Annotated in this window: 11 protein-coding genes and 2 pseudogenes; 9 read left to right on the top strand and 4 right to left on the bottom strand. The window is 58.1% G+C overall.

Features of this window, described 5'->3' with window-relative positions; all coding sequences use genetic code 11:
* Positions 1-8: 8 nt before the first annotated feature.
* The 3 genes and pseudogenes from HT585_RS23265 to HT585_RS23255 all read right to left on the bottom strand — a co-directional run.
* Positions 9-146, bottom strand: a pseudogene (locus HT585_RS23265) (transposase); the annotation flags it as partial.
* A 731-nt stretch (positions 147-877) separates the two neighbouring features.
* A pseudogene (locus HT585_RS23260) lies at positions 878-1,332 on the bottom strand (LysR family substrate-binding domain-containing protein); the annotation flags it as partial.
* Between the two features lie 160 nt (positions 1,333-1,492).
* Positions 1,493-2,182, bottom strand: a complete 690-nt coding sequence (locus HT585_RS23255; RefSeq protein ID WP_176355179.1) for a FadR/GntR family transcriptional regulator — start codon at positions 2,180-2,182, stop codon at positions 1,493-1,495.
* Positions 2,183-2,374: 192 nt separating this feature from the next.
* Between HT585_RS23255 and HT585_RS23250 the strand changes: the two genes are divergently transcribed.
* The 5 genes from HT585_RS23250 (at position 2,375) to hydA (ending at position 7,395) form a co-directional block, all read left to right on the top strand.
* Entirely contained in the window at positions 2,375-3,175 is an 801-nt protein-coding gene (locus HT585_RS23250; RefSeq protein ID WP_176355178.1) for an ABC transporter substrate-binding protein, read from the top strand.
* Positions 3,176-3,237: 62 nt separating this feature from the next.
* Entirely contained in the window at positions 3,238-3,912 is a 675-nt protein-coding gene (locus HT585_RS23245) for an amino acid ABC transporter permease (RefSeq protein WP_176355177.1), read from the top strand.
* The gene (locus tag HT585_RS23240) at positions 3,909-4,646 is read left to right on the top strand and encodes an amino acid ABC transporter ATP-binding protein (RefSeq protein WP_176355176.1); all 738 of its coding nucleotides are present in this window, start codon (positions 3,909-3,911) and stop codon (positions 4,644-4,646) included. Before HT585_RS23245 ends, HT585_RS23240 begins: the two co-directional genes overlap by 4 nt.
* Before the next feature lie 29 nt (positions 4,647-4,675).
* The gene (locus HT585_RS23235) at positions 4,676-5,959 is read left to right on the top strand and encodes a cysteine desulfurase-like protein (RefSeq protein ID WP_176355175.1); all 1,284 of its coding nucleotides are present in this window, start codon (positions 4,676-4,678) and stop codon (positions 5,957-5,959) included.
* A 17-nt stretch (positions 5,960-5,976) separates the two neighbouring features.
* Positions 5,977-7,395: a dihydropyrimidinase gene (hydA, locus tag HT585_RS23230; RefSeq protein ID WP_176355174.1), complete on the top strand. Its 1,419-nt coding sequence runs from the start codon at positions 5,977-5,979 to the stop codon at positions 7,393-7,395.
* A 154-nt stretch (positions 7,396-7,549) separates the two neighbouring features.
* Here the strand turns inward: hydA and HT585_RS23225 are convergent, their stop codons facing one another.
* Positions 7,550-8,251 (bottom strand): GntR family transcriptional regulator, encoded by a 702-nt coding sequence (locus HT585_RS23225; RefSeq protein ID WP_176355431.1) that lies wholly within the window; start codon positions 8,249-8,251, stop codon positions 7,550-7,552.
* Between the two features lie 174 nt (positions 8,252-8,425).
* Here HT585_RS23225 and HT585_RS23220 point away from each other — a divergent pair, with 174 nt between their 5' ends.
* Genes HT585_RS23220 through HT585_RS23205 form a run of 4 tightly spaced genes read left to right on the top strand, consistent with a single transcriptional unit; the run spans position 8,426 to position 12,466 of the window.
* Positions 8,426-9,085 carry an aspartate/glutamate racemase family protein gene (locus HT585_RS23220; RefSeq protein WP_176355173.1) on the top strand — a complete coding sequence of 220 codons (660 nt, stop codon included), beginning with the start codon at positions 8,426-8,428 and terminating at the stop codon, positions 9,083-9,085.
* Positions 9,082-10,458, top strand: coding sequence for a dihydroorotase (locus tag HT585_RS23215; protein ID WP_176355172.1), 1,377 nt, complete (start codon positions 9,082-9,084; stop codon positions 10,456-10,458). The genes HT585_RS23220 and HT585_RS23215 overlap by 4 nt, the downstream gene beginning before the upstream one ends.
* The gene (locus tag HT585_RS23210) at positions 10,455-10,853 is read left to right on the top strand and encodes a VOC family protein (RefSeq protein WP_176355171.1); all 399 of its coding nucleotides are present in this window, start codon (positions 10,455-10,457) and stop codon (positions 10,851-10,853) included. The genes HT585_RS23215 and HT585_RS23210 overlap by 4 nt, the downstream gene beginning before the upstream one ends.
* Before the next feature lie 44 nt (positions 10,854-10,897).
* Positions 10,898-12,466 carry an ABC transporter substrate-binding protein gene (locus HT585_RS23205; RefSeq protein ID WP_176355170.1) on the top strand — a complete coding sequence of 523 codons (1,569 nt, stop codon included), beginning with the start codon at positions 10,898-10,900 and terminating at the stop codon, positions 12,464-12,466.
* Positions 12,467-12,511 lie beyond the last annotated feature (45 nt).

The raw sequence follows: 12,511 nt of genomic DNA, 5'->3' as shown, positions 1-12,511 counted from the left end.
TCGGAAGGCTTGCGCCAATTGAACAGCTGGTTCGACTGGATGCCGTGACGCCGCGCGACGATGGTGACCGTCGCATCCGCTTCATACGTCTCCTGAACGAGGGCGAGCTTCTCGGCGGTCGACCGACGACGGCGCTCGGGGGTTATGGATCATAACAAGACGGAACCGCCGTGGCGTTGACTAGTCTAGTGGTCGCGGTCTTAACGCAGGTCGTGAAGAGGGCGCCCAAGTCCCGTGATATTCCCAGCGCCGCGACACGACTGAGCAGGTCATTGATCGGGCGCATTGATGCTTGCGATCATGATTTTGGCTTGTCGGCTAAATAGCGAGATCTCTCGCAATTGAATTTTCAGCTTAACTCATCCTTGGCGGCGCCTTCTTAGATTTCACCAAAAGGGAGAGGGAAATGCAGAAGCTCAGGGAACTAGGACGTCACCGTTTGAGTGCGAGGATGCCGAAGTTTCGGCGCGCGATCGAAACCGAGCCCCGTTCGGCGGAGCTTAACGACCTTTTTGAGGCATACGCACTCGCAGCCGCGCGGTTGGAGGAATTGCGAGAGCCGGAGCAGCCAGACCAAAGACTTCTATTCGAGTACGAGGTGGCAAGCAGAGGAATTGAACAAGAAGTAACCCGGCTCCTCGTTGCGATCCATGGCAATCCACCGCCTGTCAGCAATACGAGCGCATCGCATGAAAATGGCATGCGCCAAGGTCGCATACGAGTCCGAGCCAGCTTGCAAACTTCGCTCTAGGGGCCTGATCGACGTCGCAACTCAGGTCGTGACCACGGCGCTTTAGAGGTTATGCGCCTCGCGCCACATCTTTCGAGCTGCGCGGCCGTGTGGCAGCAATGGTAGCGATCAACGCAAGGTCGTCCCTCACCTTCCCACCCTGACCAGCGACCGCGCGATATCGATGATGTCATCACGGGCGTCGGATCATCCTTGGACCACGCAACCCCAAGCCCGATCCTGAAGTCGACATCCCTCACCTTCCTGAGCTCGAAATTGCGATTGGTCAGATCCAGCGTCCATTCCGGCGCAAAGCCCATGCCAAGTCCGGCCGAGACAAGCGACACCAGCGAGTACGCAACGCTCTTTGCAAGATCGTGCTCCTCGAACTTCTCCGCGAAATAGCGTTCCGTGTAGGACAGGTTCTGCCGCGAGAACGAGATGATCTTCTCACCCTTAAGATCCTCGATGCCAATCTCGCTGCGGGAAAGCAACGCGCTCCTTTTCTCCACCGCCAACAGGTAGCGTTCATGCGCGATCGAGAAGAACCGGAGGGAGCTGATGTTCTCGACCGGGCGGATGAAACCGAGATTGATCTGGCCGCGATATCCCCGGAACCGCGGGTCATCGCGTCCCTCAATTTAGATGTGAATTCGGTTCCCGGGATTTGCGGTCGGACTGATAAACGGAACGTTAGGGTGGCCAAGCATTTCTGATAAGCCTAAGCTAACTGTTCAGGGAGCAAGCTCCTAGCCAATGTCTTTAAGGCTCGAGCCCCGCACAATGTGCGGTGTTGCGGATGTGCATTTCCATTTCAGCACGCGCGGCGGTAGGATCATTGGAACGAAGGGCCGCAATGATGCGACGGTGCTCTGCGATGGACGCGGTCATGCGGGCAGGGTCGGTAATGGGGATAGGCTGTCGCTGGGTTTCCGTGATTTGATCGCGCACGGTTTGATAGAGTGCTCGCAGCATGGTATTGCTGCAGGCCGATGCAATGATCGCATGGAAGTCCAAGTCCGCTTCGACATTGGCCAAGAGATCACCTTTCGCCCAGCACTCTTCCATCTGCCGAGTAGCATCCTCCATCTGCTCCAACTGGCTTGCCATGAGCCTACCGGCTGAAAGACTGGCGATCTGCCCCTCCAGCATAATGCGGGTCTGAAAGACGTCGAACACCGAATAACTGCCAGAATAGCGCCAGGGCGCCATATGGTTGGATACCGAGGATGGACCGCCTGAAACGAATGTCCCACGTCCCGCCTCTGTCTTCAGCAAGCCAAGTGTCTCTAGGGTCAACAAGGCCTCGCGCAGCGACGCCCGGCTGATGCCGAATTTCTGCGAGAACTCCCGTTGCGATGGAATCTTCTCGCCAAGCTGAAGAGTGCCATCCTGGATCATGCTCTGGATTTCGCGGGCGACCGACTGAGGGACCAAGGTTCTGTTCAGCATTCTCGTGTGATCCATCCGTCCCATTGGCGCCATGCGCAATAGCGCACCGCCTATTATCTCGCACAGTCTATTTTATTGGCAGCATATCTTGCAATTGCCAAAGAGGCATGCTTCCTTGGTCGGACCGGTCTGACCAGTTAGACCAGAAAACAAGCGTAAACGTGTTAAGGCCAAAAAATCAAGGGGAACCTCATGAAAACGCTCACCCTCATCAAGTCCACCATCCTATCAGCCCTGCTTGCTACGGCGGGTTTTGCATCCTCGGCCATCGCAGCCGACCTCACCGTCGGCGCAAATATTGGCAATGTCCCATGGGAATTTCAGGATGCATCGGGCAAGACCGTCGGCTTTGAGATCGATCTCGTGACCGAAATCGGCAAGCGGCTCGGCAAGTCGGTCGAATTTGTCAACATCCCCTTCAGCGGGCTGTTTTCCGCCGTGCAGTCCGGCCGCATCAACATGGCCGTCTCGTCCATCACGATCACCGAAAAGCGCCTGGAATCCGTCACTTTCGCGCAGCCATATTATGACAGTGACCAGTCGTTGACAGTGTTGGCCTCCAGCGGCATTTCTGGAGTTCCGGCTATGGAAGGCAAAGTCGTCGGCGTCGATACAGGCTCGACCGGCGACATGTGGGCGACAACCAATACGGCAAAGTACAAACTTGGCGAAATCCGCAAGTTCGAGGGCCTGTCGCCCGCCATGCTAGACCTGGCTGCTGGCCGCATCGACGGCTATATCAGCGACATTCCGGCACTTCAGTACTACGTGAAGGACAAGCCGGAACTGAAGGTGGTGGAGCGCATAACGACGGGCGAGAAATACTCCGTCATGTTCAATAAGGGCGATCCATTGGCTACAGAGGTCAATGCGGTCATTTCGACGCTGAAGAAGGAAGGGTTCGTCGCCAAGCTGCACGAGACCTGGTTCGGCGCCAAGGCCGAAGACACGACATCGAGCGTTATGGTCATGGATATGCCGTCCGCGAAGTAAACCGTGATCCCATGTGATGACGGCGTCAGCGCGCCGCCATCACATCCAAAGCCGGTGGCCTCATGAATCTGCTCAATACCTTCTTCAATATACCGATCCTGATCGAAACCTTCCCGCTGCTTTTATCCGGGCTTTTGGTGACGCTGGAAATCGGCATCACAAGCATCATTGTCGGCCTGGTCGGCGGCCTGTTTCTGGCGCTCGTCCGGCTTTACGGAGCCGGCCCGGTTCCGTTCCTCGCAAAGATCTATATCGACATCTTCCGCTCGATCCCTCTCCTGGTGCTGCTGATCGTCGTCTATTACGCCCTGCCCTTCGTCGGCATCCGGTTCTCGCCTTTTGTCTCCGCCGTCGTGGCACTGACCCTGGTGTCATCGGCCTATACAGCTGAGATTTTCCGTGCCGGCATCGAGGCCATTCCACATGGCCAGTTCGAGGCATCGCAGGCGCTGGGGCTTTCGAGCCGCCACATGATGATCGACGTGATCCTGCCGCAAGCCATCAAGATCGTCATTCCCCCGCTCACCAACAATTGCATCAATGTACTTAAGGACACCGCCCTCGCCTCCGTCGTCGCCATGCCCGATCTTCTAAAACAGGCCACCCAGGCGCAAGCCCTCTCAGCCAATCCGACGCCGCTGATCGGCGCGGCACTGATCTATGTTGCCCTGCTCTGGCCGCTGGTCAGCATCGTTGCGCGCCTTGAAAAACGCTTCGGCGGGGAGAAGCGCGCATGAGACCGCTCATCCAGATCACCAATCTGAAAAAAGCCTACGGCATATTTACTGTGCTGCACGGCATCGATCTCGACATCGACGAGGGGGAAGTCGTCTGCGTCATCGGGCCATCCGGTTCTGGCAAGTCCACCCTCATCCGCTGCATCAACCGGCTTGAGGCTTTTTCCAGCGATAGCAGCATTGTGGTCGATGGTGTCACCGTTGGACCGGGCAAGGCGCTGGCAAAGGTGCGGGCCGAAGTGGGCATGGTGTTCCAATCCTTCAACCTCTTCCCGCACCTAACGGTTCTGAAAAACGTCATGCTCGCCCCGATGCGAGTACGCGGCACGAAATCGGCCGATGCCGAGCGCAAGGCGCGCGAGCTTCTGGCCCGTGTCGGCATTGCCGAACAGGCGGAGAAATATCCAGGAAAGCTGTCGGGCGGACAACAACAACGCGTTGCGATTGCCCGCGCTTTAGCGATGGAGCCAAAGGTGATGCTGTTCGATGAGCCGACATCGTCGCTTGACCCGGAAATGGTCGGCGAGGTGCTGGATGTGATGAAGAGGCTTGCCGGTACCGGCGTGACGATGATCGTGGTCACGCACGAGATGGGCTTTGCCCGGCAGGTGGCCGACCGCGTCATCTTCATGGATGGCGGCCGCATCATCGAACAGGGCACGCCCGGCGAAATCTTCGACAATCCCAAGGAAGAACGGACACGGGGATTCCTGCGCGCTGTTCTCAACCACTGAGAAAAACAAAAGACGGTCTGGAGGACCACATGCCGAACCAAAACACCCCGACGCAGGACAGACTGGATATCGACTTCGTCCGTAGTCAGTTTCCCGGTCTTTCCCATGGCTGGACCTTTTTCGACAATGCCGGCGGATCGCAGATCCTGAAGCGCGCCGTCGAGCGGATCAATACCTTCCTCTATGACAAGAACGTCCAGATCGGAGGCAGTTACGAGGTTTCGCAGGCCGCCGCAAAGGCCCTCTATGAAGCCCGCACCGCCGCAATGCATCTCGTCAATGCAAGGCGGCCGGAGGAAATTGTCTTCGGCAACTCGACAACCGCGCTCCTGCAGAACCTGGCCCGCGCCATGACCAGCCAATTGGCCCCAGGCGACGAGATCGTCGTCACCATTGCCGACCACGAATCCAATATCGGGCCCTGGGATCGGCTGCAAGATGCCGGCATGGTCGTCAAGTTCTGGCCGCTGAACAAGGACACTTTCGCGCTCGATCTTGCCGATCTCGAACCGCTAATGTCAGAGCGCACGAAGCTTGTCTGCATTACCCATGTGTCGAACATCCTCGGCTCGATCAATCCGGTGCGGGAGATCGCCGATTTCGTGCACTCCAAGGGGGCGCGCATCTGCGTCGACGCCGTCGCCTATGCGCCGCACCGCGCGGTCGATGTGCAGGACTGGAATGTCGATTACTACGTCTTCAGCCTCTATAAGACCTATGGTCCACATTACGCACTGATGTACGGTAAGTACGAGCATCTGCTCGAACTCGACACGCTCTACCACTACTTCTACGGCAAGGACAAAGTGCCGGGTAAACTCGAGCCAGGCAACCCGAACTATGAGCTCGCCTATTCCACCTGCGGTATCGTCGACTACCTCAGCGAACTCGGCGAAAAAGCCGGAGAAACGGGCTCCATCCGTGAAAAGATAGTCGCGGCCTATGGCGCGATCACGTTGCAGGAAAATGGTCTCGTCGACCGGCTTCTCGGTTATCTTCGTGGCCGCAACGACTGCCGGATCATCGGGCAGAGTACAAACCGCGACGGCAACCGCATCCCGACCATCAGCTTCGTATTCGATGGCCGCGATTCCGCCGAGATCTGCAAGGCGATGGATGCGCATCGGATCGCTATCCGCTTCGGCGACTTTCACTCGCGTCGGCTGGCGGAATATCTCGATCTCACCGAAAACAATGGCATGGTCCGTGTCTCGATGGTCCACTACAACACCATCGAGGAAATCGACCGAATGACCGCGGCGCTGGATCAGATCCTCGGGTCTCCCGACAGCACCGTCACCACGGCAGCCTGAACCGGGAAGAACGCCGCATGAAATTCGATACGATTATCCGCAACGGAACGATCGTTACCGCCAGCGATACCTTCCGGTGCGATGTCGGCATCCAGGACGGCTGCATAATAGCCCTCGCCGACAACCTTTTTGACGCGGCGGAGATCATCGATGCGAGCGGCCCCTATGTCATGCCCGGGGGGATCGACAGCCACGTGCACCTTGCACAGCCGTCCGGAGACGGCATCGTCATGGCCGATGATTTTGCCAGCGGCACACTGTCAGCAGCTTTTGGCGGCAACACCACGGTCATGCCTTTCTGCATGCAGGAAAAAGGCACGACGCTGAGGGAATCGCTCAAGGTCTATCACGAGAAGGCGAAGGGTGAATGCTATATCGACGTCAGCTTTCACATCGTTGTCACCGATCCGACCGGCTATGTGCTGGGTCAGGAGCTACCTGCCCTGGTCGAGGACGGCTATACCTCGATCAAGGTCTTCATGACCTATGACAATCTGCGCCTTCGCGATGACGAGATTCTGGCGACGCTTGACAGCGCGCGCTCGTCCGGCGCGCTGGTGATGGTCCATTGCGAAAATGAGGATGCCATCCGTTTCCTGATCGGCCGCCATGAGAAGAACGGCGAACTGGCGCCGAAATATCATGCCACCAGCCGTCCCGTCGCTGCCGAGCGCGAGGCGACCCACCGGGCGTTGTCGCTGGCTGAAATCGTCGAGACACCGATTGTCATCGTCCATGTCTCCAACCGCGAGGCCATGGAGGAAATCCAGCGCGCACGCGCTCGCGGCAGCAAGGTTGCCGGGGAAACCTGCCCGCAGTACCTCATGTTGACGGCGGACGACCTAGACGCCACCGAACTGGACGGTGCGAAATTCGTCTGCTCGCCGCCCCCACGCGACAAGCAAAGCCAGGCCGCCTGCTGGGAGGGGCTGCAAAATGGCACGTTCGACGTGTTTTCCTCAGACCACTGCCCTTTTCGCTTCGAGGACGATCAGGGCAAGCTGAATGGAAAAGGGAAACGGAATTTTCGCTGGATCCCGAATGGCATCCCGGGTGTTGAGACGCGGCTACCGATCCTATTTTCCGAAGGCGTCGGCAAGGGCCGGATCGACCTCAACCGGTTCGTTGCCCTGTCCTCCACCAACCATGCCAAGCTCTATGGCCTCTATCCCCAGAAAGGGACGATCGCGATCGGCTCGGATGCGGATATAGCACTTTGGGACCCCAACAAGTCGGTAAAGATTACCAATGACATTCTGCACCATGGGTCTGACTATACACCCTACGAGGGGCTCGATGTGACGGGCTGGCCGGTTCGGGTACTCGTGCGTGGAAAAACGGTCACTGACGGAGCAACGCTGGTTGGCGCAAAGGGATCGGGCAACTATCTCGATAGGGCCAGGTCCTCGCTCGCTCACAGTAGGGCGAACAGTTAGCGACTATATCATTGGAACTGCCGTCCGCCACTTCTCCAGAAGGCAAGCGTAACGCTCTGCACCGACGGGATGAATTTGAGAAGGGCGATGGCGGAACCTAAGACTCGATATACTCCGCGCCAAACCGTTCTCTGGCTCTGAAGAGGGTTGTGTTTTAGATGTGCAGGTCGCTTATGTCGTTCGAGATCAGCGCTTTCAACACGCCCTGCCGAGTATGCTCGCTGTGCTCAACCATCGCTGCCCGCGCTTTTTCGCTATCCCTGCACCGCAATACATTGACGATGTGCCGATGGTCATCGTTGGTCTCGGGGTTCACGTCCCTGCTGCGAGCACCGAGATAGAAAAGCCGCGCGCATTCGTCCAGATGCGTTGCGACCATGGCAGAAAGTCGCGGATTGTCCGAACCGTGAGCAATCGCCATGTGAAAATCTCGGTTCGCCTTGACGAAGGAATGGATAGTCATCCCCTCCGTTGGCTCATAATGCGCGTTGGCCAACACATCGAGATGATCAAGTTCTTCGGCGCTAAGATTGACGGCGGCCATTGCAGCTGCCGTACCCTCCGTCATCGCCCGGATTGCGAAGAGATCATTGATATCCTTCACGGTCACGGGCGTTACGCGGTAGCCACGCCGCGGAAAGGCCTCGATCAGACCTTCGGCCACCATCCGGCCAAGCGCCTCGCGCACGGGCGTCTTGCTCATAGCAAGCTGCTCGGCCAACTCTAGTTCGGAAAACTCCGCCCCCGGCCGGAGGAGACCGAGGAGGATCTGCTCGCGAACTGACACATAGGCCATTTCGGTCAACGACTGCTTCCGGGGTTTGCCAGCCACACCCTCACCATTTGCCGCTGTCATGCCCAATGGTCTCTCCTGTTCGACGTCATGCACTTGCGCGGTCGCGCTTGTTTCCGTTGTGGTCGATGTTTGTCGAACATGCAATCACATCACCCTTTGACATGAAATATTTCGTAGTATACTACATGGCATATCAAGCGAAAACCGGAAGGTTTACCGGTTCGTGGAGGCCGCGTGGGCAATATTCTTGTTATCAATCCGAACAGCTCAAAGGCGGTCACGCGATCGATGGAGACCTGTCTCGGCCCTTTCGCTGACCGCCGCCATGCTATTCGGTGCATCGAACTTGCCAAATCACCGATAGGCATAGAGACGGATAGACATGTCGAAGAAGTGGTCCCGCATCTGATCGAAGCGGTGCGCGGTGCAAGCGCCGATGCCGTCGTGGTCAGCTGTTTTTCGGACCCCGGCATCGATGCCGTGCGCGATGCTGCATGTGTTCCGGTGACCGGAATTGCAGAAGCTGCATATCTCGCCGCGCTTGGCCTGGGCGAGCGTTTCGGTATCGTGTCACTCGGCCCTTCATCGATCGCCCGTCACCGCCGCTATCTAGAAAAACTGACCCTGCAGGCGCGCCTTGTCGGCGACCGCTCCATTGACATGACGATCGCTGAGTTGGTCGAAACGGATGTTGTCGATCGCGTGTCCGCCACAGCCGCGCAGTTGCGCGACGAGGATGGCGCCAACGTCATCATCCTGGGCTGCGCGGGTCTTGGCTCCTACCGCGAGGCACTTCAGGACCGGCTCCGCCTGCCAGTCATCGATCCTGTTCAGGCCGGCGTCGCGCTTGCCTGCACGCATGCTGACCTAGGCTACCTGGGGAGAGGCCGATGACTGACCTGATCATTCGCGGCCGGATTGTCACGCCGCGCGGCATCCTCAATGACGGATGGGTTGCCGTCACACACGGGAAAATCCAAGCCGTAGGGGATGGGCCAGAGCCGGACGCAGCCGAATTCCATGACGCCGGCGATCGATATGTAATACCCGGTGTTGTGGATGGTCAGACACATGCCGGCAGCTATCTTGGCCTTGCGGGACTGGAGCCGACCACTCGTTCGGCGATCGCAGGCGGCGTCACGACGATTGTCGATATGCCATATGATAACCCCTCGCCCTTAAGTACGCCGGACCATCTGACGGCCAAGATCGACGCGATCGGCCGTTATGCACATGCCGATGTCGCTCTCTATGCGACGGTGATGCCCGGCCAACCACTCGATCACATAAAGAGACTTGAGCACGGCGGTGTCGTTGCATTCAAGATTTCGGCTTTCGAAAGCAGTCCAACACGCTTCCCGCGGGTCGACGCCGCTCTGACGCTCGATTTGCTCGAAGCCCTTGCGGCCACCGATTTGCCGGTCGGGCTACACAATGAAGACCAGGAGATTGTCAGGTCGCGCGTCGAACGTGCACGCAAGGCCGGTCTTGACGGCATTGCGGTTCATTCGCAAAGCCGGCCACCGGCCGCAGAGCTTGCGTCGACGGCGCATTTCCTTGAACTTGCCGCCGCAGCGGGCGCCCATGCTCATATTGTTCACATCAGCCATCCGCGCGGCTTCCAAATCGTTGACCACTACCGTCAAGATGGACACCGTGCCACCGGTGAGACCTGCGTACACTACTTCTGCTTCGACCCGGAACGCGATGGTGCGGAACTCGGCGCCCGCATGAAAGTAAACCCGCCGATCCGGCCGGGCATGATTGAGGCGCTGTGGGGCGACATAACGTCGGATCGCGTAGCCTTCGTTAGCTCGGATCATTCCAGCTGGCCGATCGACAACAAGTTCACCGATAGCATCTTCGATGCCGGCGCGGGCGTGCCAGGAATGGAGACCCTTTTGCCTGCCTTCTACACGGCGGCACGAGCCAGGTGCACGGATGCGATCCGGCTAACGGTCGACCAACTCTGCGCACGTCCCGCCCGATTCTTCGGCCTTTCACAGCGAAAGGGCGCGATCGTTCCAGGCGCCGATGCGGACCTCACAATCTTTGAAGAAGCCGACGTTGTCTGGGATTCCGCAAAGGCCCAGGACGGGCTGCGCTGGAGCCCATATGACGGCCGCCGCTTTGCCGGACGCGTCACCGCCACATTCCTCGCCGGACGCCTGGCATACGACGGCCAGCGCGTCCTCAATCGACCGGGCGACGGGCATTTTGTCCCGCGCGGTTCAACCAGTTGGTTCACCGGAGAAACGAACAGATGAGCCTCGCCAACACCGCCCGCCCGAACGATGGACATGTGGAGAAGGCTATCACCTTCTTCTACTACAAGAACCTGCCAAGGGCCTTTGCTTTCTACAACGAAATTTTGGGCTTTCCGCTTGAGGTTGACCAAGGCTGGTCAAAAGTACTCCGTATCGCACAAAGTGCCTATGTCGGGCTGGTAGACGAAACGCGCGGCATGCACCAGACGCACCCCATCAAGCCGGTGCAATTATGCATCCGCGTGCCAGACGTCGATGCTTGGCATGCCTATCTCGCCGCCAAACAGGCGCCGAGCCTGACGCAGCCGCGCGACAGCGCAGGCCTTGGCATTCGCGCTTTCGTTTTCGAAGACCCGGAAGGTTACCAGATCGAGGTGCAGTCCGTGCTTCGCTGACCGCTTCGCATGCTTCTCATCACCAACAAAAAAAGGGGAATACGATGATGAACCTACGCATGATTGCAACAAAAGGAATTCTGTTTGCAGGTGCTCTCCTTCTAGCCTCAACTGCCTTGAGCAGCCAACTCGACGCTAAGTCGCTGACCGTCGGCCTCACGTCCGATGCTGTCAACCTCGACCCTCAGGCGGGCGAGGAGCTATCGAGCAACATCTTGTTTTATCATATCTACGACCCCCTGGTACGCCGAAACGCCGACCTTACCTTTGGTCCGGGCCTTGCGGAAAGCTGGAAGCTCACCGACGACACCACATGGCTCTTCAGCTTGCGCAAGGGCGTCAAATTCCATAATGGCGAGGAGTTGAAGGCATCAGACGTGGTGTTCACCCTCGATCGGTTGAAGAAGTCGCTGATGGCCAATCTCGGGGCCAACATCGCCTCGTTCAAGGCGATCGACGACCACACAGTCGAAATCAAGACACCGCGTCCCTATGCGGTGCTGCCGAACGACCTCGCTGCGGTTCTCATCCTCAACGAAAAATACGTCAAGGAAGCCGGCGACGAACAGGCAGACTTGAAGCCGATCGGCACAGGTCCCTACAAGCTCGTTGAATGGGTCAAGGAAGATCACATCAAGCTGGAGGCGAACAAGGATTACTACGCAGGCCCAGCAAAGCTTGACACGGTGATCTTCCGTCCGATCACCAATGGCGCAACACGAACGGCGGCACTCTTGACCGGCGAAGTCGATGTGATCCAGGACCTCAACGTGCGCGACGTCGAACGCGTCAAAACCGATGAGCGCTACAAGGTTCTGACACGGCCAAGCCTGCTCAATGTCGTTCTGTCGATCGACCAGCGCGACAAGAGCCCGACCATCGATCTGGACAAGAACCCGATGACCGATCGCCGCGTGCGTGAGGCGATGGTGCGCGCCATAGATGTCAGCGCCATCAAGAAGGTGATTATGAACGGCCTGTCGACGCCGTCCGAACAGTACGTGCCGGCCTCCCACACCGGTTATGTGGATGGGGCGAGCTTTCGTGATTTGTATCCGTTCGACCCGGGGAAAGCGGCAGCCCTCATGGCTGAGGCAGGGTATGCCGATGGCTTCACAGTAACGCTCGACGCCACCAACAACCGCTATGTCAACGATCAGCAGATCGTGCAGGCACTCGCCAGCATGCTGGGCAAGATCAAGATCAACCTGAAGCTTAACCTGATGCCGAAGTCTAACTTCTTCAGCTACATCCGTGTGCCCAGCGACAAGTCCAGCCTGATCATGAGTGGCTGGGATGTTCCCTCGGGTGACGGCGGTTCGATGTACAGCGTCATGTTCTACTCACGCGGCAAGAAGGAGGGCTACGGTCAGGTCAACCGCGGCAGTTACTCCAACGCGCAGGTGGACGACCTCATCGACAAGGCTGACGCTACGTCGAAACTCGTTGAACGCGATGAATTTCTCCAGCAGGCGACTAAGATTCTCATGACGGATATCCCGATGATCCCGCTTCACTACGAACAGGATCTCTATGCGGCCAAGACGAATGTCGAGATCACGCCTCGGGCCGACAAGTTCCTCTGGGCCTACCAGATCGACGTGAAGGAATAGCAAGCCTTAAGCCCACGAGGGTGCCGGACAAACCCGGCGCCCTTC

Origin of the sequence: Ensifer oleiphilus, from assembly GCF_013371465.1 — a bacterium.
Lineage (GTDB): Bacteria > Pseudomonadota > Alphaproteobacteria > Rhizobiales > Rhizobiaceae > Ensifer > Ensifer oleiphilus.
Note: the sequence above shows the minus strand (reverse complement) of the source record. Positions and strands in the feature narration are given on the sequence as shown.

Bases quoted from the DNA above. Each gene is read 5' to 3' on its own strand.
- HT585_RS23215 (WP_176355172.1), top strand. From the start codon at position 9,082: ATGACTGACCTGATCATTCGCGGCCGGATTGTCACGCCGCGCGGCATC.
- HT585_RS23240 (WP_176355176.1), top strand. From the start codon at position 3,909: ATGAGACCGCTCATCCAGATCACCAATCTGAAAAAAGCCTACGGCATA.
- HT585_RS23235 (WP_176355175.1), top strand. From the start codon at position 4,676: ATGCCGAACCAAAACACCCCGACGCAGGACAGACTGGATATCGACTTC.
- HT585_RS23250 (WP_176355178.1), top strand. From the start codon at position 2,375: ATGAAAACGCTCACCCTCATCAAGTCCACCATCCTATCAGCCCTGCTT.
- HT585_RS23245 (WP_176355177.1), top strand. From the start codon at position 3,238: ATGAATCTGCTCAATACCTTCTTCAATATACCGATCCTGATCGAAACC.
- hydA (WP_176355174.1), top strand. From the start codon at position 5,977: ATGAAATTCGATACGATTATCCGCAACGGAACGATCGTTACCGCCAGC.
- HT585_RS23205 (WP_176355170.1), top strand. From the start codon at position 10,898: ATGATGAACCTACGCATGATTGCAACAAAAGGAATTCTGTTTGCAGGT.
- HT585_RS23225 (WP_176355431.1), bottom strand. From the start codon at position 8,251: ATGACAGCGGCAAATGGTGAGGGTGTGGCTGGCAAACCCCGGAAGCAG.
- HT585_RS23210 (WP_176355171.1), top strand. From the start codon at position 10,455: ATGAGCCTCGCCAACACCGCCCGCCCGAACGATGGACATGTGGAGAAG.
- HT585_RS23255 (WP_176355179.1), bottom strand. From the start codon at position 2,182: ATGCTGAACAGAACCTTGGTCCCTCAGTCGGTCGCCCGCGAAATCCAG.